We start from the raw sequence: 20098 nt of genomic DNA on the forward strand, positions 1-20098 counted from the left end.
TTTTTGTCAACACTTAATTTTGAGAAAAGTTTATTTTTTCAAAACTCAGTTTTACTTGACTCAACCAACTCGTCGTTTTGCTTTTTTGTAAGCAGTCCGCCGTGTCGGTGGATGCGCATTATAGGGAGATCCGAATTCAGATCAACTGTTTTTTGCAGTTTTTATTAAAAAAATGACTGTTCGCGCAAAATACGAACGAAACGTGCAAAAACCACACTAAATTAGCAGTATTTGGGTTATTTAAACAATATAAGAAGTAAAAAACTTATTTGAGTTTGTATAAAGATGGGCTCACTTAATAAAGAGAAACGTAATGATCTTTACATGTGATCTTTGTTGCTAGTTGCTAGTTGCTAGTTGCTAGTTGCTAGTTGCTAGTTGCTAGTTGCTAGTTGCTAGTTGCTAGTTGCTTCAAGATGGTATGGTGATGATTGTGGATTGATAGAGTTATTTTATTAGAAATGAATTTCAGAAAGTAAAAAGCCGAGCATAAGCTCGGCTTTTTGGTGTCTTTACGACTTACTCTGCAGACTGCGCGTCTTCTTGAACTTCTTCGTTTGTCGCTGGGCGACCAACTAGTTCAATATAAGCCATTGGTGCATTATCACCAGCACGGAAGCCACACTTAAGAATACGAGTGTAACCACCAGGACGGTCTGTATTACGTGGACCGATTTCGCTGAATAATTTACCAACTACTTCATTATCACGCGTGCGAGCAAACGCTAAACGGCGGTTTGCTACACTGTCAGTCTTAGCCAGTGTGATTAAAGGTTCAATTACACGGCGCAACTCTTTAGCTTTAGGCAAAGTTGTTTTGATGATTTCATGTTTCACCAAAGAACCAGCCATGTTGCTGAACATCGCTTTGCGATGGCTGCTGTTACGGTTTAATTGACGACCACTCTTACGATGGCGCATGACCCTATCCTTCTAACTAAACTAATATAGTGATTTAGATTATTCAGCTAGGCTTGCAGGCGGCCAATTTTCTAGGCGCATACCTAGAGAAAGACCACGTGAAGCTAGCACGTCTTTAATTTCAGTTAGAGACTTCTTACCTAAGTTAGGCGTTTTAAGAAGCTCAACTTCAGTGCGCTGAACTAAATCACCGATATATTGAATTTGCTCGGCTTTCAAACAGTTTGCTGAACGTACTGTTAGCTCAAGATCATCAACTGGACGAAGTAGAATAGGATCGAATTCTGGCTTCTCTTCTTTCTCTTCTGGCTCAGTTACATCACGTAAATCTACGAATGCATCTAATTGCTCAGCTAAGATAGTAGACGCACGGCGGATCGCTTCTTCAGGATCTAAAGTGCCGTTTGTTTCCATATCAATGATTAACTTGTCTAAGTCTGTACGTTGCTCAACACGGGCTGATTCAACCGAGTACGCAATACGTTCAACTGGGCTGAATGATGCATCAAGCAGCAGACGACCAATTGGACGCTCATCGTCATCAGAGGATAAACGACTAGATGCCGGCACATAACCGCGACCGCGCTCAACACGAATACGCATGCTGATCTCGCTGTTAGCTGTCGTAAGGTGACAGATAACGTGATCTGGGTTGGCGATAGTTACATCACCATCGTGCTGAATATCAGCCGCAGTCACAGGGCCTACACCAGATTTAGTCAGGGTCAGAAAAACTTCATCTTTGCCTTCTAAAGTTACTGCTAGACCTTTAAGGTTTAACAGAATTTCAATGATGTCTTCTTGTACGCCCTCTTTCGCGCTGTACTCATGCAATACACCGTCGATTTCTACTTCAGTTACTGCACATCCAGGCATAGATGATAACAGTATACGGCGTAAGGCATTACCCAAAGTGTGACCGAAGCCACGCTCTAATGGCTCTAAAACTACTTTAGAACGCGTTGGGTTGATAGCGTCGATATCGACTAACCTTGGTTTTAGGAATTCGGTAACAGAACCCTGCATTTTATCCTCTCTTAACTCTTAACTTTACTTAGAGTAAAGTTCGACGATTAGTTGTTCGTTAATGTCCGCAGACAGATCTGAACGCTCAGGTAGGCGCTTGAAGCTGCCTTCCATTTTCTTACCGTCAACTTCAACCCAAGTCGGCTTTTCACGTTGCTCAGCCAACTCTAGAGCAGCGATGATACGTGCTTGTGTTTTCGACTTCTCACGAATTACAACAGTATCTTCTGGAGTAATTACGTATGAAGGGATATTCACTACACGACCATTAACTAAAATCGCTTTGTGGCTTACTAACTGACGTGCTTCAGCGCGTGTGCTAGCAAAACCCATGCGATATACAACATTGTCTAAACGTTGCTCTAAAAGCTGTAACAAGTTTTCACCTGTATTACCTTTAAGGCGAGCAGCTTCTTTGTAGTAGTTACGGAATTGCTTTTCTAGTACACCGTAGATACGACGAACTTTTTGCTTTTCACGTAGCTGTAAACCGTAATCAGATAAGCGACCTTTACGAGCGCCGTGCTGACCAGGTGCAGTCTCAAGTTTACACTTAGAGTCGATAGCTCTTACGCCGCTCTTAAGGAACAGGTCAGTACCTTCACGACGACTCAGCTTGAGCTTAGGGCCCAAATATCTTGCCATGTTATTTCTCCTAACCTATTGTTAAACGCGACGTTTCTTCGGTGGACGACAACCATTATGAGGGATTGGCGTCACGTCAGTGATGTTGGTGATACGGTAACCAGCAGCATTCAAAGCACGTACAGCAGATTCACGACCTGGACCTGGACCTTTGATGAAAACTTCTAGATTTTTTAAACCGTATTCTTGAGCAGCAGTACCTGCACGCTCTGCAGCAACCTGAGCCGCGAATGGAGTAGATTTACGTGAACCACGGAAACCTGAACCACCTGCTGTTGCCCAAGATAGTGCATTACCTTGACGGTCGGTAATTGTTACAATAGTGTTGTTGAAAGAAGCATGAACGTGAGCCATACCATCAGCAACTTGCTTTTTAACCTTCTTACGACGAATTGGTGCTTTAGCCATAATCTACCCCACCTTATTTCTTGATAGGCTTGCGAGGACCCTTACGAGTACGCGCGTTAGTCTTAGTACGTTGACCACGTAGTGGTAACGAACGACGGTGACGTAGGCCACGGAAACAACCAAGGTCCATAAGGCGCTTGATATTTAATGTAACTTCACGACGAAGGTCACCTTCTACAGTGTACTTGCCAACTGCTTCACGCAATACGTCAAGTGTTTCGTCTGAAAGTTCACCGATTTTTGTGGTCTCGGCGATACCAGTCGCTGCTAAGATAGCCTTAGAGCGAGTCTTACCTATGCCATAAATAGCAGTTAAACCGATAACTGCATGTTTATGATCAGGGACGTTAATGCCAGCGATACGGGCCACTAACACATCTCCTATATTTGAATTTGGTAATCATCTGTTTGAAAAGCCCGTAAGGATACTCAAACGAAGACCAAATCACAACTAAAAACACAGGCCGAGTAAATAACTCAGCCTGCACGACTGTTTAATTAGCCTTGCCTTTGCTTGTGCTTAGGCTCACTGCAAATTACGCGTACTACACCAGCACGTTTAATAACTTTACAGTTACGGCATATTTTCTTAACGGAAGCACGTACTTTCATTGCTCAACTCCGTAAAATGACCTTATCGACCGTAGCCTTTAAGGTTTGCTTTTTTCAGCACAGAATCATACTGATGTGACATCAGATGCGTCTGTACTTGTGCCATAAAGTCCATGATTACAACAACGATAATCAAAATTGATGTACCGCCGAAATAGAATGGCGTTTGCCATGCCATAGTCATGAATTCGGGCACCAGACAGATAAAGGTTATATACAAAGCACCTGCCAATGTCAGGCGTGTCATCACTTTATCAATGTATTTAGATGTCTGCTCACCTGGACGAATACCTGGGATAAATGCGCCAGATTTTTTCAGGTTATCTGCTGTTTCACGCGGGTTAAATACCAACGCGGTGTAGAAAAAGCAGAAGAAGATAATAGCCGCAGCTAAAACCATCGCATATAAAGGTTGACCTGGAGTCAACGTTGTAGCGATTGCTTGTAGCACATCAGCGACCGGACCTTCACCCTGGCCGAACCAGCTTGCAATTGTACCAGGGAACAGAATTATACTGCTAGCAAAGATTGGTGGAATAACACCCGCCATGTTTACTTTCAGTGGTAAGTGCGTGCTTTGAGCAGCAAATACCTGACGACCTTGTTGACGCTTCGCATAGTTAACGACGATACGACGTTGACCACGCTCAAAGAATACAACTAGGTAAGTAACAGCGAATACGATTACAGCAATCAATAACAGTACAAGTACATTCAGATCACCTTGGCGCGCCATTTCGGCTGTCGAACCAATAGCAGACGGCAGGTTAGCTACGATACCAACAAAAATCAGAACAGAAATACCGTTACCGATACCACGTTCTGTAATTTGCTCGCCCAACCACATTAGGAACATAGTACCAGTTACTAAACTCACTACAGCAGTGAAGTAGAAACCGATACCAGGGTTAACAACTAACCCGTCCATCATGCCCGGTAAGCTTGTAGCAATACCGATTGATTGGATAGTAGCAAGCACAAGCGTGCCGTAGCGTGTGTACTGGCTAATTTTCTTACGCCCTTGCTCACCTTCTTTCTTAAGCTCTATAAACGGCGGATACATATGCGTTAATAGTTGCGTAATAATCGAAGCCGAGATGTACGGCATAATACCCAGTGCTAACACTGAAGCGCGCTCAAGCGCACCACCGCTGAACATGTTAAACATTTCAACAATGGTGCCCTTTTGTTGCTCGAAGAAATCGGCAAGTACAGCGGCGTCAATCCCAGGGATCGGCACGAATGAACCTAGACGGTAAATAATGATAGCACCTAATACAAATAGTAATCGACGCTTCAATTCCGAAAGCCCACTTTGTGCACTTTTCATATCTTGACCTGGTTTAGCCATTAGTACTTCCTTAGTCTTCTACCTTGCCTCCGGCAGCTTCGATAGCTTCGCGAGCACCTTTAGTCACTTTAAGACCTTTAACGGTAACTGCGCGTGAAACTTCGCCAGATTTAACTACTTTAACGAACTGGATGTTCTTTTTAACTAGACCAGCTGCTTGTAACGCGTTTACGTCTACTACATCGCCTTCAACTTTAGCGATTTCAAAAAGGTTAACTTCAGTAGATACTAATGATTTACGTGAAGTGAAACCAAATTTAGGTAGACGACGTTGCATAGGCATTTGACCGCCTTCGAAACCAACGCGAACTTTACCGCCAGAACGTGATTTTTGGCCTTTATGACCACGGCCACCAGTCTTACCAAGACCAGAACCAATACCACGACCTAGACGTTTCTTTTCAGTTTTTGCACCAGCAGCAGGTGAAAGTGTATTCAAATGCATCGAATTAACCCTCAACCTTTACCATGTAAGAAACTTGGTTAATCATACCACGCACACATGCTGTGTCTTCTAACTCAACAGTGTGATTGATACGACGTAGACCAAGACCACGTAATGTAGCTTTATGCTTCGGTAAACGACCGATAGAGCTCTTTACTTGTGTTACTTTTACAGTTTTATTAGCCATGGTTTACCCCGTGATTTCGTCAACGCTAAGACCACGTTTAGCAGCGATTGACTCTGGAGAATTCATGTTCTCTAGAGCAGCAATCGTTGCACGAACGATGTTGATCGGGTTAGTTGAACCGTATGCTTTTGACAATACGTTCTGTACACCAGTTACTTCTAGTACTGCACGCATCGCACCACCGGCGATGATACCTGTACCTTCAGAAGCAGGCTGCATGTATACTTTAGAACCCGCGTGGCGACCCTTGATTGGGTGCTGTAGCGTGTTACCGTTAAGGTCTACACTGATCATGTTGCGACGTGCTTTTTCCATTGCTTTTTGAATAGCAGCTGGAACTTCACGTGCTTTACCATAACCAAAACCTACTTTACCTGCGCCGTCACCAACTACTGTTAGTGCAGTAAAGCTAAAGATACGACCACCTTTAACTACTTTAGACACACGGTTTACCGCGATTAGCTTTTCAGCCAAATCAGGCTGTTGTTGCTTTGCTTCTACGTTAGCCATTGTCTACTCCTAGAATTGCAGACCGGCTTCACGCGCTGCATCAGCAAGCGCCTTCACACGGCCGTGATATTTAAAGCCACTGCGATCAAAAGCAATCTTTTCGATGCCTTTGTCAGCTGCACGTTCAGCAACCGCTTTACCAACTGCTTGAGCAGCTGCAACGTTACCTGTGCCTTTAACTGTTTCGCTAATTGCTTTTTCAACAGTAGAAGCAGCAGCCAGTACATTACCCTCAGCAGTAACTACTTGAGCGTAAATGTGACGTGGCGTGCGGTGGATAACAAGACGCGTTGTGCCTTGTTCAATATAATTTCTACGAGTGCGTTTAGCACGACGTAGACGAGCTGTTTTTTTATCCATCGTCTTACCTTACTTCTTCTTAGCCTCTTTACGGCGTACATTCTCGTCCGCGTAACGAACACCTTTACCTTTATAAGGCTCAGGTTTACGGTATGCACGGATGTTAGCAGCTGTTTGACCAACTAACTGCTTGTCTACGCCCTTAACTAGAACTTCTGTTTGGCTTGGTGTTTCAATCGTAATACCTTCTGGTACTTCGAAATTCACTGGGTGTGAGAAACCAAGAGTTAAGTCTAATACTTTGCCCTTAGCTGCTGCACGGTAACCAACACCTACTAACTGAAGTTTCTTCTCGTAACCTTCATGCGTACCAACAACCATGTTGTTGATTAGAGCGCGAGCAGTACCTGCTTGTGCCCATGCATTAGCTACGCCTTCACGAGGTAAAGTTGTAATAACGTTGTCGTTAACTTGTACTTCAACAGCGTCGTTGATAGTACGAGTTAATTCACCGTTTTTGCCTTTAACTGTGATGTCCTGGCCTTTTAATGTAACTTCTACACCGGCAGGAACATTGATTGGTGCCTTTGCTATGCGAGACATAGTTCCCCTCCGATTAAGCTACAAAGCCAATGATCTCACCACCAACGCCGGCACTACGTGCTGCGCGGTCTGTCATTAGGCCTTTAGAAGTTGATACGATAGCGATACCAAGACCACCCATTACCTTTGGTAATTCGTCACGTTTCTTATAGATACGTAGACCAGGGCGGCTAACACGCTGGATATTTTCAATAACAGCTTTGCCTTCGAAATATTTTAAATCGATAGAAAGCTCAGGCTTCGCTTCACCGCTTACAGCGTAATCTGCGATATAACCTTCATCTTTTAATACTTTAGCTACTGCTACTTTCAGTTTTGAAGTTGGCATCGTTACTGATACTTTCTTCGCTGACTGACCGTTACGGATACGTGTAAACAAATCCGCAATAGGATCTTGCAAGCTCATAGTCTTACTCCCGTGATACTATTACCAGCTAGCCTTTTTAAGGCCAGGAATTTCACCGCGCATAGCTGCTTCGCGAACTTTGATACGGCTCATGCCGAATTTGCGAAGGTAACCATGTGGGCGGCCCGTAACGTTACAACGATTACGTTGACGTGAAGAGCTAGAATCACGTGGTAAAGCTTGTAGCTTTAATACCGCGTCCCAACGATCATCGTCAGATGTATTTACATCACTGATGATAGCTTTTAGTGCCGCACGCTTTTCAGCATACTGAGCAACTAATTTAGTGCGCTTTGCTTCGCGCGCTTTCATAGAATTCTTTGCCATAACCCTACCCTTATTTCTTGAATGGGAAGTTAAACGCTTCTAACAACGCACGGCCTTCATCATCTGTTTTCGCAGAAGTAGTGATTGTGATATCCATACCGCGAACACGGTCTACTTTATCATAATCAATTTCTGGGAAGATGATTTGCTCACGTACGCCCATGCTGTAGTTACCACGTCCATCAAAAGACTTAGCACTTACACCACGGAAGTCACGGATACGCGGGATAGCGATTGAAACCAAACGCTCAAAAAAGTCCCACATACGCTCGCCACGTAGGGTTACTTTACAACCAATTGGGTAACCTTCACGCACTTTGAAGCCTGCAACTGATTTGCGTGCTTTAGTGATTAGAGGTTTCTGACCAGAGATTGCTTCTAGATCCGCAACAGCGTTATCTAAGATCTTCTTGTCAGCTAGAGCTTCGCCCACACCCATGTTTAATGTGATCTTTTCGATCTGAGGGACTTGCATGACAGAGCTGAAACCAAACTTCTCTTGAAGTTCAGCGACTACTTTGTCTTTATATACTTCATGCAGTTTCGCCATCATTCTACTCCAACTATTAGATAGTTTTACCAGTAGATTTAAAGATACGTAATTTCTTACCATCTTCAATCTTGAAACCTACACGATCTGCTTTACCCGTTTCCGAGTTGTAGATCGCAACGTTTGATACGTCGATAGACGCTTCTTTCTCAACAATACCGCCAGCTTGGTTCAACTGTGGAACCGGCTTTTGGTGCTTCTTGATTAAGTTGATGCCTTCGACAAATACTCGACCAGACTCAGTAACAACTGAAAGCACTTTACCGCGCTTACCTTTGTCTTTACCGGCTAGTACGATTACTTCGTCATCACGACGGATTTTTGCTGCCATGATAGACTCCTTATAGTACTTCTGGTGCTAGTGAAACGATTTTCATGAACTTTTCAGTACGAAGTTCACGAGTCACAGGGCCGAAGATACGAGTACCAATTGGCTGTAAGTTATCATTTAAGATAACAGCCGCATTGCTATCGAAACGGATCAAAGAACCGTCCGGACGACGAACGCCTTTTTTAGTACGCACAACTACCGCGTTTTTAACATCACCTTTCTTCACTTTACCGCGAGGAATAGCTTCTTTTACAGAAACTTTGATGATATCGCCAACCGCTGCATAGCGACGGTGCGAACCGCCAAGGACTTTAATACACTGCACTTTGCGAGCGCCGCTGTTATCAGCAACGTCCAGCTGAGTTTGCATTTGGATCATGTTAATGACCTCCGGTGTAGAAATTACAACACGCCTTAATTCTGTTTAAAATCAAGACATTTCGGTTAAATTCCACTCAAAAAACAAGCAAGTTGTCTCTTAAGGGCGGGCAATTGTAGCAGCAATGACAAGGAAGTGGTAGGTTATTTTTTAATTAATTTGGAATTAATCGTGCTGCTTGCATTAAGGAATTACAGCGACTTGCTGGTTTGTTATTGATTATAAAACAAACAGGGCGCTAATGCGCCCTGTTTTTGACTTTAATTAAATTTTATTAATTTCCAAATAGACCTTTTAATTTGTCTTTTATTTTATCTTTGGCTTTTTCTTTCACTTCTTCTTTAGCAGCCTCACTCACATCTAAGCTATAACCTACATCATGGAATGGGCCTTTTATACGCAGAGGAATTTTAAACCCAGTGCTGTCATCTGTCGTACCCTGCCCTTCGATTGAATCAACAATCCCCGTCACTAAACGGTAGTCTACAGTGGTCATTGGTAAATCAATCTTACCTGAGCCGGTAATACGAATAAGCGGGCTTAATAGAGATAAGTCTGTATTTTCACCAATACCATTTGTGAATACAAAACTACCTTTAAGTGCTGAGAAGTCTGTCTGTTGTGAGTTATCAAAGCCAGTATCTAAACCTTCTGATACTGCACTTAAGTTACCTTTTATAAGCTCTTTTGCTTTACGAACCATCTCTGCAATGTTGGCTCCTTTCACTGCACCATCTGCAAACTCAAAGCCCACCTTGCCGTTAAGGGCATTAATAAAGCTTTTTTGACTTTGACCTGTGGTCGTTAGATCCCAGTTTAAAGAGCCTTTACCCATTAACTTATCGAAACCGGCCGCATCAGTAAGTAATGGCTGTGCATCGATTTTATCTAAAGAAAAGTTAGTGCTAATTTTATAAGGTGTTTGCTTAGCGTTAACGGTGATTACACCTTTGCCATTACCTTCGTATGCAACAAACTTATCTAAGCTGATGTTAGCTACTGCATTTTTAAGGTTCACTGTTAACTGGTTTTCGCCAAGTGTAATATCATTTGCTTTTAAACCACTTGAACGCACAACAACATTTGCATCAAGTGCATTTAGGCCGCTCATATCAATTGTTGTATCATCCCAAACAATTGGCTGCGCTGGCGCATCTGAGGCTGGTTCTGCTTGCTCTTCTTTAGCTACCCCCTCAGGTAAGTAAGGGTTTAAATCAAGCATGCCTAAATCAATATCGGCATTAACAACTAAACGGTCGCCAAGCTTAATATCGCTTTTACCTTTAATTTGTAGCTCATCTAGGGTGGCAAGTAGCTCAGCCAGTTTAAACTGCTCACCTTTTAAATGCATTGAACCTTTTACATTAAACGCATTGAAAGCATTCTCTTTAGCATTAAGCTCAACACCCTGCCAATTCGCAATGTTTTTAACTGAGTCACCACTGACAGATAGAAGCCCTTGCACATCATTACCCATTTCTGCAATTGCCCCTTTGAAATTCAAATCGATCAAGCGTGAATCAACCTCAGTGCTGACATTAAAGGTTTCGCCCTCAATCGCTTTTACGGGTGTATCTAGCGTTACATCCAAATCAAAACGCTCACCCATATAGGTAATACCGCCTTTTAACTCAAGGGTTTTACGAAGAGAAGGTAATAAAATGGCTAACTCTAAATCACTTATCTGTTGTTTTGCCCCAGTTTTACCGTCTAGATAAGTAAAGGTACCACCATAAATTGCCACTTCGCCAAGCTCAATATCAAAGTTATCTGGTAAGTTAACGGCACCAGAACTCTTTTGCTGATCAGTCTGTGGTTGCTCTGCAACCGCATCAAATAGCTGCCAGTTTGCTTTACCATTTTTATCGGTTTCTAACAAAATCGTTGGTTCGTTAATAACAAATTTATCTAGCTTAAACTCACCGCCAAATAACGACATCCAAGGAATACGGATAGCAAGTTGCTGCATACTTGCCATATTTTTTTGCGAACCAGTTTGCATATTGGCAAAGTTTACATCATTCAGTTCTAGCTTTAATGATGGAAATACCGACAGCTTTTTATCGCCATTAATAGTCAGACTACGACCTGTGGTTTGTTCTACTTGCTCCGATACTTTATTAAATATCGCGTCTGTAGGAATGAGGAATGGTGCTGCGACTACTAATGCAATTAGTAATAAGAAAATGACACCAACAACTTTCAGTAAGGTTTTCATAATCATCCTTAAAAATGGGCAAACAATGTTCATATCATAGCGGGAGTTAGGCGCAAATGCATTGCCCAATCCACAAAAAGGTTTGTAAACAAGCTTAGGTATAAGAACATGAATCAGCGCTGAAATATTTTGATACCTTTAGGTTACAAATAAATCTTGACCGAATGATACCCTAGGGTTACATTGATACCTAGAGGTTACATTTAAATCAAAAGGAAAAGATTATGTCTAAGCAAGATATACAAACGGAAGAAAAGTTTATGAGCCATAACGCATGGTTTTCAATATTCATGGGAATTACGTTATTAATCATTAGTGTTTACCCAATGCTTAAGCAAACATCAGCACCTTTACTGTTTATCGGCGCTGCCGCTTTTTTAGGTTCATTTTTTATGTTTGTGATTAGAGGTGGGTTTACATGGAAACTTGGGTATCGCCTTATGTATACCGATGAATTTTTAAAGACAATTGATACCATCGCTTATAAACATGTGGTTCTTGGATTACTTTTTAGCATGGGGGTTATTTTTTTATTGTCTGATGACCTTGCTTTAAATGTATCTCATAGCATGATGGCCACATTTTACCTCGCTCAAATGTGTTTAGTATACGGCGTATCAATTCTTTGGCAGAGTAGAGACTAGGTATAATAGTGGAAAATAATATCGCTAAATTCCGTAAAGAGAAGGGTTTATCGCAGCAAGAACTCGCTGATGCCATTGCAGTATCACGTAAAACCATTAGCACAGTCGAAACAGGCCGCTTTATACCTTCGGTTATTATCGCGTTAAAAATTGCAACCCACTTTGAACTTACCGTTGAGCAATTATTTACACTTGATGATAATGATTAATTAATCAAGTCAATCGCAATCTTGCTCTATCAGTAAGATTGCATCATTTCATTACTTCGGTATGATGCACGACCCTGTTGTTTTTGCACCCTGTGTACTAAAATCAAACAACCTAATTTGGTCAAAACTGGAGTATCGATTAAGCATGAAGAAACTGCTTATTTCACCGTCAAAAATGGCGCTTGGCGAGCAAGAAAGTCAAATTTATCAAAACATCCTCAAGCAGGCCTCTGATATCAGCTTAAACCTAATGGCAGTTAAAGTAGAAAACCACCCTGAAGACTTTTTAGGCTGGTGCTATGAGCTATTAAGTGCAAGCCGCGATCGCATTAACTACGATCTATTAGAAGATAAGCAATTACCGACACTTAAGAAACTTCATGACTTATTAATTTCTGCCATCAGCTTTTTGCAATTAAAAACCTTAAGAGTTGCACCATGGCCAGTTATCGCAGGCTTCATCGAACAGCATAAAGAGCTTGTGGCACTTGATGAGCAACTACGTTTAGCTAATTACATTGCAGCGATTAAATCACAATCATTAAAAGAGATGATCCCTGAAGACCGTTTAGCGTTTTCAGGTAAACACAGTGCGTCGCTTGATCCAAGCAGCTATAACTTCGATGTTGAATGGTTTGCTTCTACGAAGAACGCAAAAGGCTTTCACCAAATGTTGAGTGATTTGCCTGGTGCATTCGATGAAGCCTTAGCGCACATTCCACTTGAAGGCGAAATAACCCAAGAGCATTATCAACACTTTATGGTTGCATACTTGATGGCATTTAATGGTAGCGATGAAAAGCCAACGCTTGCTCCTGCAACTCGCTTACTTGCGATGCGCCGACCTGATGTGTTTACACCAATCGTAAATAGTAAACTTGATGCCCTTTGTGGGGCACTAGGTATTACCAAATTAAATAACCGTGATTTTGAGCGCTACTGGCAAGATATTGTAGAAGCAATCCATAATATGCCTTGGTTCAAAATGGCTAGCGCCGCAAATGAACTTGAGCAATCTTTAGTTGAAATTAAAGCCCTATTACCTAGCTTCTTTTATTATGCAGATAAAAGTACCGCCGATAACTCAAACTATATTAAGTTGTTAAACAAACCTAAGAGTACCACGAGCTCAGCAGGTAAAAAGACCGTACGCCGTGGCAAAGAATCAGCTGAGATACTGGTAGACCGTGCATTAGCAAGTGATGATATCCCTGAACATATCAAAGCAAAGCGCGATTCAATCATCAGTGAAGTTGAAAAAGGCCGAAGTGTTGAAGAGACTATTAGTCTGATGCGAGCGATTTTCGGCTAAGTCACTCTCAAATAAGAGAAACCCGGGTGCTTCGCAATTGTGCAACCGGGTTATTTTTTGCACCACACAAGTGCGCATGAACAATTCAAATATCCACTATTTTTTCAATTAAGCCATCTTAGAAGTCTGTTTTTAAAGCATTTAAGCATAAAATATCCTATTCAAAATGAACTTGGCACAACCAGTGCAATATCGTATCCAGACAACACATAATAAATGTCCTCGAATAATAACCAGACTGCAATCTGAAATGGGACAAAATCAACATAACAACAGGATACAGAAACATGCTAAAACTAAAAAAAACGGTCGCAGCAAGCGCTCTTGCGCTATTAACTTTGAGCTCGACATATAGTTATGCAGAAGTCACAGCAAACGCTGCGGCAACGTCAAATTACTTATGGCGTGGTCAAGAGCAAACTGGCGGTGATGCTGCAATCCAAGGTGGTATCGACTACGCAAGTGAATCTGGCTTTTATGCGGGTACTTGGGTATCGAATGCTAGCTGGGCTGACGACATGACTTACGAGCTAGACCTTTATGCTGGTTTTGGCGGTGAAATCAATGAAACCTTTAGCTACGATGTTGGCTACATTTATTATGCATACCCAGATGCAGCATCTTACACAGATGCAGATTTCTCAGAAATCTACGGTAGCATTAGCATGGGTAGCTTCACCTTTGGTGCAGCAGTACTAGCAACATCAGCAGCTAGCGGTGACGGTACAGACTTTGGTGATTCACTTTATTTAAATGCTGACTACAGCTTCCCAGTTGGCAGTACCGGTGCAGAAATGGCCCTTCATTTAGGTCATTACTCAGGGGATTTCATTGGTGATGATGACATCATCGACTACGGCGTTTCAGTGTCGAAAGACGGCTTTACTTTCGGTCTTTCAGACAATGACATCGATGGTTCAGATGTAAAAGTGTACGTCGCTTACGCGGTTGACTTCACTTTATAAAGAATGTGTTACTTGCTGCAACACGAAGGGCCGTAAGGCCCTTTTCTCGTTTAGGGCTATTCGTTAAGGCACACTATGACCAGTTGAGCCTTGCCAAATGCGATACCATTGTTCACGGCTCATAGAGAGCTGCTTAGCTTCAACCGCTGATTTAACACGTTCAATGTTACCCGTACCAAGTACCACAGACGGTGCACTCGGGTGCATTAACAACCAAGCATAAACAACTTGATCAATTGCTGTGGCGCCAATTTCAGCACCAACCTGCTCTAACACGGCACGTAAACGCACTGCTTTTTCATCATCGCTTGAGAATAAACGCCCCCCTGCCAATGGTGACCAAAGCATAGGTTTAATATCAAGCAACTGGCATTGATCTAAGCTACCATCATCAAGGGCTTTCATTTCGTAGGGTGAAAACTCGATTTGATTGGTCACTAGTTCAAAGTCTAAACGCGACTGTAACAAGCTAAGTTGTGATGGCGTAAAGTTAGATACACCAAAGTCAATCACATCACCATTTGCTTTTAGGGTATTAAATGCTTGTGCCATTTCATCGGCATTCATCAAGTAATCAGGGCGATGAATAAGTAATACATCTAAACGATCAGTGTTGAAGTTTTTTAGTGACTGCTGTGCTGAGGCAATAATATGCGCGGCACTTGAATCATAGTGGTTTGCTTTGCCTTGTAATCCTAGGCTTGCAAACGCAGGCTTAATACCACATTTAGTGATGATTTTGATTTCATCACGAATACTTGGTTTTAGTTTAAGTGCTTTACCAAATTCAGCTTCACAACCGTATTCACCGTAGATGTCAGCATGATCGGTATGTGAAACTCCCATATCGATTGCATTTTCTAAAAAACTTAAGCATTGCTGGGGCGTTACCTGCCAATCTAACAAGCGCCAGAACCCTAATACCAACTCATCAATACAACGACCATTGCTATTCACCATAACGACCTACTTTTCCTAATAAGTTCGATTCAAATTAATCCTTTAACCATATCACAGATTTACTAATCACAGCTGTTAACATACAGTTACAAAACAAATTGCTAATTTGTTACTAAACAGGATATTTTAGTACCTAAAAACAAATGTTATAAAACAAGGAATAAAAAATGAAATCATCAAATGTAATGACCGCATTGGTTGATATTTTTATCAGCCCGAGTAAAGCCTTTAATGGTTTAAAAGAAGCAAAAGGTTGGTCTTTTGTTGCCTTTATTTTACTTGCCGGCATTCTCGCCGCCAGCATGTTTGCTTTTTATAATAAAGCTGACCCGCAATTTTTAATCGATCAACAAGTGGCAGCCGCCAGTGTTGATGCCACTATTGCTGAGCAAAAAATGATTCGCCAAAGCATGGAGCAAACCATAGATATGCAGGTTTGGTTTGCCATCTTTGGTGGCATCATTGGTTTGGCTGTTATTAATGCTCTGATGGCAGGCTACTACTTATTTGTATCTAAGCAAGACCCAGAAGCTAACTATGGTTATGGTGCTTGGTATGGCTTTGGTGTGTGGACCATGATGCCAATGATTATATCAAGCCTCGGTTTGCTCATTTTAGTATTAACTGCAAGTACCGACCAAATTTCACAGACGTTATTTAACTATGCTTCGATTAACCAACTTTTAATTGGCTTAGAAATTGGCCATCCATTCTACACCTTATTGGAGAGCCTAAATATCTTTTCTATTTGGGGCATTTTCATCGCAGCTATAGGTTTGAAGAGCTGGACTAATTTCACTTTCAATAAGGCGCTACTTTTTGCAGCCCTGCCAAGTATTGTTATTTACGGTATTTGGACTGTAATCGCTCTCGTTTAATTCTGCTTTGAGCGGCGATATGCCGCTCTTAACTACCAAGGAAGTAACATGAAAAAAGCCATTATTATTGGCCTCGCTGTTACAGCATTTGTCGCTTTACTAGTATCAAAACAAGTCACAGGCAATAAAGATGCACCAGAAATGCATATTGCAGAAGTTGCACAAGGCAATATTGCCGATTCAATTTTAGCCTCTGGCAACCTAGTCTTTAACACCCAAGTGCAGCTGCGCTCTGAAGTGACTGGCCGCGTAGCGAAAGTGTTTGTCGAAGAAGGAGAAAGTGTCACTGAGGGCGATATTCTTATGCGTCTAGATACTACAGCGTTTGAATCTGAAGTTGCACGCAACAAAGCCGTGCTTCGCGCTACTGAAATTGATATTAAGCACAGCGAAACCCGACTGAAAAATATCGAACGCCAGCTAAGCCGCCAAAAAGAGCTTTATGAAGTTGGCCTCGCTGGCCAAGAAGTGTATGAAAACCTACAAAATGCCCGCGATTTAGCGAAAATAGATATTGAAGCAAAACGTGAAGCTTACAACCAAGCCCAAGCGTCATTACTCATTGCTGAAGACCGTTTAAATAAAAGTGTATTTCGCGCACCAATGAGTGGGCTACTTGCATCGGTAAATATTAAAGAAGGTGAAACCGTAATTGCCGGAACAACCAACATTATTGGCTCAGATCTGATGCTAGTAGCAGATCCAAGCGCAATATTAGCCGAACTTCGCGTGGATGAAACCGATATTGCCGGTATCAAATTAGACCAACATGCAGATATCTATGCTGCCGCTTACCCAAATCAACCTTTTACTGGCAAAGTCATAAACATTGGCACATCAGCAAAAAATCAAGCTGGTTCTCAGGGCTTATCATTTAAAGTCAAAGTACTGCTTGATGCCACTGACCGCCAGCTTTATGCCGGAATGAGTTGCCGTGCTGAAATTGCGACAAGTATTGCCGAAAACGGCTTAAAACTCCCCATTGAAGCAATTCAAAAAGAGGATGATAGCTACTTTGTTTGGAAGCTTAACGCAGATAATACAGTAACTAAAACAACTGTAACGGTAGGCATTTCTTCAGATATCGAACAAGCACTAACCAGCGGTGTTGCAAAGGGGGATCGTATTGTTATCGGCCCAGCCAGACCTCTCAGCTCACTAAAAGAGGGTGATACGGTAGCCGTTAAAAACAGCCCTGAAAAAGGTGCTAGCTAATGTCGGCGGTGATAAAACTCAGTAATATCAATAAGCAATATAAAATGGGCGAACAAGTTTTCAAAGCCCTTGATGATATCAATATTGAAATTGCTCAAAATGAGTATGTTGCCATTATTGGCCCTTCGGGTTCAGGTAAATCAACACTAATGAACTTGCTTGGCTGTTTAGATACCCCTACAAGTGGTGACTACTATTTAAAAGATAAGCTGGTAAAGCGAATGACCGAAACTGAGCTTGCTCATCAGCGTAATGAAAGTGTTGGCTTTATTTTTCAAAGTTTCAATTTATTACCGCGAGCTTCAGCCCTAGAAAATGTTATGCAGCCACTTGTGTATCGATTTATCTCTGCCAAAGAGCGAAAGCAGCAAGCGCTCGAATCATTACAGCGGGTTGGTCTTGGCGATAAGGTAAATCACCTTTCGAGCCAGCTTTCTGGTGGGCAACGTCAACGTGTCGCGATTGCTCGTGCACTTGTTACTAAACCGCATATTTTACTTGGTGATGAGCCTACAGGTAACTTAGATAGTAAAACCACCACTGAGATCATGGCACTGTTTGATGAGCTTCATAACGAAGGGCACACCATTATTTTGGTTACTCACGAACAAGATATTGCTGATCACTGCCAACGTGTTATTCGTTTAGTTGATGGCAAGGTTGTCAGTGATACCCGTAAAGGCGAAGGAGCAAGGCAACATGTTTAAATCTGCTATCGCTGTTATGGAAGGCACTAAAGCCGCACTCATGGCAATTAAAGCAAACGCGATGCGTAGTGCCCTTACCTGCTTAGGTATTATCATTGGTGTTGCAGCGGTTGTGACCGTAGTGGCAGTAATGCAAGGTTTCACTAAGCAAATTAATGATCAACTTGCCGACATGTCTCCTGATGTGACCAATATAAAACCTTACACTAGCGTAGAAAAAGAAATGGTAGGCCAACAAGCAAAGCTAACCTACAGCGACTTTTTAACCCTAAAAGCACGCGTTAAAGAAGCCGAAACCTTTACTGCGCTGATGTTTACTTGGCGCTTTTCTGGTGCAGCAGAGTACGGCAATAAAAGTCATGCTTCACGGGTAATGGGTACCGAGCAAGACTACCAAAAAGCTTACCGCACCTACCCTGAACTCGGCCGGTTTATTCGCGCAGAAGATGATGAAAAACGCCGTCGAGTGGCGTTTATCGGCCCTTCAATTATCGAAAAGCTTAATCTGCCTGAAAACCCTGTAGGCGAATATATCAAACTCGGTGGTGAGTGGTTTCGCATTATTGGTGTTGCTGAAAAACAAGGTAGCTTATTAGGTTTTGACCAAGACGATTACATTAATATTCCAATAAGTACCATGAGTGCGCTAGAAGGCGGCAGTGTTGATACTAATGTGCAAATGATGTTTCGTTTAAAAGACGATGCTAACGAAACGCAAGTACTGGGTAAAATTCGCCGCATCTTGCGTCAATTACATAAACTAAAAGACGGCGAAGATGACGACTTTGAGTTTGAAACCGCCGAAAAAGCCCGTGCTAATATCGATAAATTTACCGGAAGTGCAACCGCAATTACCGCGGGGATAGTCGGTATCAGTCTGGTGGTTGGGGGTATCGGTGTGATGAATATCATGCTGGTTTCGGTAACAGAACGCACTCGTGTGATCGGCACTTTAAAAGCATTAGGGGCAACACCTGGCTTTATTATGCTGCAATTTTTAGTTGAAGCGGTGGTGCTATCGCTTTTTGGTGGCTTAATTGGTTTAGCGATAGGGTATGGTGCCGCGGCACTGATTTCGTTATCAGTGCCGAGCATGCCAGATGCCTACATACCGGGTTGGGCGATTATGCTGTCATTTGGCTTTACGTCATTGATTGGTATTGTGTTTGGCTTAGCGCCCGCTATTAAAGCGGCACGCTTAAACCCAATTGATGCACTGCGTTATGAATAACTAGTCTGGCTTATAAGGTACTTGAGCACAGCTTATTTCAACTGTTTTCGGGTACCAAATAGGCCCAACTTGGTTTACTGCAATTTCAGCAAGACCATTGGTGAACGACTTATAAGTGTGAACGGTTTGCCACTCAGAGTCAGGGCATTGTTCAGATAAGTCGACAGGCTTTGAACCTTCGTAAAGCGCCGCGGCAAAGTTATGATGCCACTGCTCTGTTGCAGGCGCTTTATTGCCTTGCGCTGCACTGCCATTATCGAAGTAGATATTTGTGCAACCACTTAAGGTTGCAACTAACACCGCTGTTATTAGTAAGCTTTTCATAGTTGTTGCTCCTGTGCTTGTTGCTCACACCATACTTTTACTGTGTGAGGAGCATAAATTCCGAGTGTAACTAGTCCTAATGCGCCATCAGCGAATGTTTGTTGCGATTGCATTTGGGCAACTTTTTTATCTTGGCAAATAGCCTTTACATCAACGCGCTCTTCACCAACGAGGCCCCACAAAAAGAATGGACGGCTATCTTGGTAATCGGCTTTAGTGGCTAATTTATTGGTTGTTTTTTCTGGCACTATGGTGACTGATGAACACGCTGTCACCGATAAGGCAAGCAGCATACAGGCCATTTGTTTCATGAGTAGTTCCTTTGTCTGAGTTGTTAAGCTCAGTAAGTATAAGAATATGAGTACTCATTTTGGGTAAGAAAGCGTATAGAAATTGTAGGAAATACTACAGTTTCTAACATTTAGCCTTTGAAC

General features: G+C 42.3%; 29 protein-coding genes. 8 read left to right on the forward strand and 21 right to left on the reverse strand.

Going from position 1 to position 20098, the window contains the following annotated elements:
• Nucleotides 1-519: 519 nt before the first annotated feature.
• The 18 genes from rplQ to J3455_RS17615 all read right to left on the reverse strand — a co-directional run bounded on the left by rplQ (nucleotide 520) and on the right by J3455_RS17615 (nucleotide 11219).
• Entirely contained in the window at nucleotides 520-921 is a 402-nt protein-coding gene (gene rplQ / locus J3455_RS17530) for a 50S ribosomal protein L17 (RefSeq protein ID WP_004589197.1), read from the reverse strand.
• 39 nt (nucleotides 922-960) lie between these two features.
• On the reverse strand, nucleotides 961-1947 hold the full coding sequence (locus tag J3455_RS17535) for a DNA-directed RNA polymerase subunit alpha (RefSeq protein ID WP_130049939.1): 987 nt from the start codon (nucleotides 1945-1947) through the stop codon (nucleotides 961-963).
• A 24-nt stretch (nucleotides 1948-1971) separates the two neighbouring features.
• Entirely contained in the window at nucleotides 1972-2592 is a 621-nt protein-coding gene (gene rpsD / locus J3455_RS17540; protein WP_036974007.1) for a 30S ribosomal protein S4, read from the reverse strand.
• A 21-nt stretch (nucleotides 2593-2613) separates the two neighbouring features.
• Nucleotides 2614-3000: a 30S ribosomal protein S11 gene (gene rpsK / locus J3455_RS17545; protein ID WP_036974009.1), complete on the reverse strand. Its 387-nt coding sequence runs from the start codon at nucleotides 2998-3000 to the stop codon at nucleotides 2614-2616.
• A 13-nt stretch (nucleotides 3001-3013) separates the two neighbouring features.
• A complete protein-coding gene (gene rpsM / locus J3455_RS17550; protein WP_036974011.1) occupies nucleotides 3014-3370 on the reverse strand; it encodes a 30S ribosomal protein S13 in 357 nt (118 codons plus the stop codon).
• A 128-nt stretch (nucleotides 3371-3498) separates the two neighbouring features.
• The gene (gene rpmJ / locus J3455_RS17555) at nucleotides 3499-3612 is read right to left on the reverse strand and encodes a 50S ribosomal protein L36 (RefSeq protein WP_002959476.1); all 114 of its coding nucleotides are present in this window, start codon (nucleotides 3610-3612) and stop codon (nucleotides 3499-3501) included.
• A gap of 22 nt (nucleotides 3613-3634) precedes the next feature.
• A complete protein-coding gene (gene secY, locus J3455_RS17560; RefSeq protein ID WP_036974013.1) occupies nucleotides 3635-4963 on the reverse strand; it encodes a preprotein translocase subunit SecY in 1329 nt (442 codons plus the stop codon).
• Nucleotides 4964-4973: 10 nt separating this feature from the next.
• The gene (rplO, locus tag J3455_RS17565; protein WP_054554386.1) at nucleotides 4974-5408 is read right to left on the reverse strand and encodes a 50S ribosomal protein L15; all 435 of its coding nucleotides are present in this window, start codon (nucleotides 5406-5408) and stop codon (nucleotides 4974-4976) included.
• Between the two features lie 4 nt (nucleotides 5409-5412).
• Complete coding sequence (rpmD, locus tag J3455_RS17570) at nucleotides 5413-5595, reverse strand: 50S ribosomal protein L30 (RefSeq protein WP_016710201.1); 183 nt, start codon at nucleotides 5593-5595, stop codon at nucleotides 5413-5415.
• 3 nt (nucleotides 5596-5598) lie between these two features.
• A complete protein-coding gene (gene rpsE, locus J3455_RS17575; protein WP_036974018.1) occupies nucleotides 5599-6105 on the reverse strand; it encodes a 30S ribosomal protein S5 in 507 nt (168 codons plus the stop codon).
• Nucleotides 6106-6114: 9 nt separating this feature from the next.
• Nucleotides 6115-6465, reverse strand: coding sequence for a 50S ribosomal protein L18 (gene rplR, locus J3455_RS17580; RefSeq protein ID WP_130049940.1), 351 nt, complete (start codon nucleotides 6463-6465; stop codon nucleotides 6115-6117).
• A 9-nt stretch (nucleotides 6466-6474) separates the two neighbouring features.
• Nucleotides 6475-7008 (reverse strand): 50S ribosomal protein L6, encoded by a 534-nt coding sequence (gene rplF, locus J3455_RS17585; RefSeq protein WP_054554387.1) that lies wholly within the window; start codon nucleotides 7006-7008, stop codon nucleotides 6475-6477.
• A 13-nt stretch (nucleotides 7009-7021) separates the two neighbouring features.
• The gene (gene rpsH / locus J3455_RS17590) at nucleotides 7022-7414 is read right to left on the reverse strand and encodes a 30S ribosomal protein S8 (RefSeq protein ID WP_054554388.1); all 393 of its coding nucleotides are present in this window, start codon (nucleotides 7412-7414) and stop codon (nucleotides 7022-7024) included.
• A gap of 21 nt (nucleotides 7415-7435) precedes the next feature.
• A complete protein-coding gene (gene rpsN / locus J3455_RS17595; protein ID WP_130049941.1) occupies nucleotides 7436-7741 on the reverse strand; it encodes a 30S ribosomal protein S14 in 306 nt (101 codons plus the stop codon).
• Nucleotides 7742-7751: 10 nt separating this feature from the next.
• Entirely contained in the window at nucleotides 7752-8291 is a 540-nt protein-coding gene (rplE, locus tag J3455_RS17600) for a 50S ribosomal protein L5 (RefSeq protein WP_054554390.1), read from the reverse strand.
• A 16-nt stretch (nucleotides 8292-8307) separates the two neighbouring features.
• Complete coding sequence (gene rplX, locus J3455_RS17605) at nucleotides 8308-8622, reverse strand: 50S ribosomal protein L24 (RefSeq protein ID WP_036974032.1); 315 nt, start codon at nucleotides 8620-8622, stop codon at nucleotides 8308-8310.
• A gap of 10 nt (nucleotides 8623-8632) precedes the next feature.
• Complete coding sequence (gene rplN / locus J3455_RS17610) at nucleotides 8633-9001, reverse strand: 50S ribosomal protein L14 (protein WP_010378257.1); 369 nt, start codon at nucleotides 8999-9001, stop codon at nucleotides 8633-8635.
• A 274-nt stretch (nucleotides 9002-9275) separates the two neighbouring features.
• Complete coding sequence (locus J3455_RS17615) at nucleotides 9276-11219, reverse strand: AsmA family protein (protein WP_349562114.1); 1944 nt, start codon at nucleotides 11217-11219, stop codon at nucleotides 9276-9278.
• A gap of 224 nt (nucleotides 11220-11443) precedes the next feature.
• Here J3455_RS17615 and J3455_RS17620 point away from each other — a divergent pair, with 224 nt between their 5' ends.
• From J3455_RS17620 to J3455_RS17635, 4 genes are all read left to right on the forward strand, one after another.
• Nucleotides 11444-11863, forward strand: a complete 420-nt coding sequence (locus J3455_RS17620; RefSeq protein ID WP_130049943.1) for a hypothetical protein — start codon at nucleotides 11444-11446, stop codon at nucleotides 11861-11863.
• Between the two features lie 8 nt (nucleotides 11864-11871).
• Nucleotides 11872-12072: a helix-turn-helix transcriptional regulator gene (locus J3455_RS17625; protein WP_130049944.1), complete on the forward strand. Its 201-nt coding sequence runs from the start codon at nucleotides 11872-11874 to the stop codon at nucleotides 12070-12072.
• Nucleotides 12073-12217: 145 nt separating this feature from the next.
• Complete coding sequence (locus J3455_RS17630) at nucleotides 12218-13384, forward strand: hypothetical protein (protein WP_130049945.1); 1167 nt, start codon at nucleotides 12218-12220, stop codon at nucleotides 13382-13384.
• 287 nt (nucleotides 13385-13671) lie between these two features.
• The gene (locus J3455_RS17635) at nucleotides 13672-14349 is read left to right on the forward strand and encodes a TorF family putative porin (RefSeq protein ID WP_130049946.1); all 678 of its coding nucleotides are present in this window, start codon (nucleotides 13672-13674) and stop codon (nucleotides 14347-14349) included.
• Nucleotides 14350-14412: 63 nt separating this feature from the next.
• On the opposite strand, the gene J3455_RS17640 is transcribed toward J3455_RS17635, so the two are convergent.
• Nucleotides 14413-15306, reverse strand: coding sequence for an aldo/keto reductase (locus J3455_RS17640; RefSeq protein WP_484581680.1), 894 nt, complete (start codon nucleotides 15304-15306; stop codon nucleotides 14413-14415).
• Between the two features lie 170 nt (nucleotides 15307-15476).
• Here J3455_RS17640 and J3455_RS17645 point away from each other — a divergent pair, with 170 nt between their 5' ends.
• The 4 genes from J3455_RS17645 to J3455_RS17660 are packed head-to-tail and all read left to right on the forward strand — an operon-like array spanning nucleotide 15477 to nucleotide 19340.
• Entirely contained in the window at nucleotides 15477-16187 is a 711-nt protein-coding gene (locus J3455_RS17645; protein ID WP_058586182.1) for a YIP1 family protein, read from the forward strand.
• Between the two features lie 48 nt (nucleotides 16188-16235).
• Nucleotides 16236-17402: an efflux RND transporter periplasmic adaptor subunit gene (locus J3455_RS17650; RefSeq protein WP_239977099.1), complete on the forward strand. Its 1167-nt coding sequence runs from the start codon at nucleotides 16236-16238 to the stop codon at nucleotides 17400-17402.
• Nucleotides 17402-18109: an ABC transporter ATP-binding protein gene (locus tag J3455_RS17655; protein WP_063702351.1), complete on the forward strand. Its 708-nt coding sequence runs from the start codon at nucleotides 17402-17404 to the stop codon at nucleotides 18107-18109. Before J3455_RS17650 ends, J3455_RS17655 begins: the two co-directional genes overlap by 1 nt.
• On the forward strand, nucleotides 18102-19340 hold the full coding sequence (locus tag J3455_RS17660; protein ID WP_130049949.1) for an ABC transporter permease: 1239 nt from the start codon (nucleotides 18102-18104) through the stop codon (nucleotides 19338-19340). The genes J3455_RS17655 and J3455_RS17660 overlap by 8 nt, the downstream gene beginning before the upstream one ends.
• On the opposite strand, the gene J3455_RS17665 is transcribed toward J3455_RS17660, so the two are convergent.
• A complete protein-coding gene (locus J3455_RS17665) occupies nucleotides 19341-19664 on the reverse strand; it encodes a Bor/Iss family lipoprotein (protein ID WP_130049950.1) in 324 nt (107 codons plus the stop codon).
• Nucleotides 19661-19975: a Bor family protein gene (locus J3455_RS17670; RefSeq protein ID WP_054554401.1), complete on the reverse strand. Its 315-nt coding sequence runs from the start codon at nucleotides 19973-19975 to the stop codon at nucleotides 19661-19663. Before J3455_RS17670 ends, J3455_RS17665 begins: the two co-directional genes overlap by 4 nt.
• Between the last annotated feature and the right edge of the window lie 123 nt (nucleotides 19976-20098).

Source organism: Pseudoalteromonas sp. NFXS39, assembly GCF_040148775.1.
GTDB lineage: Bacteria > Pseudomonadota > Gammaproteobacteria > Enterobacterales > Alteromonadaceae > Pseudoalteromonas > Pseudoalteromonas apostichopi.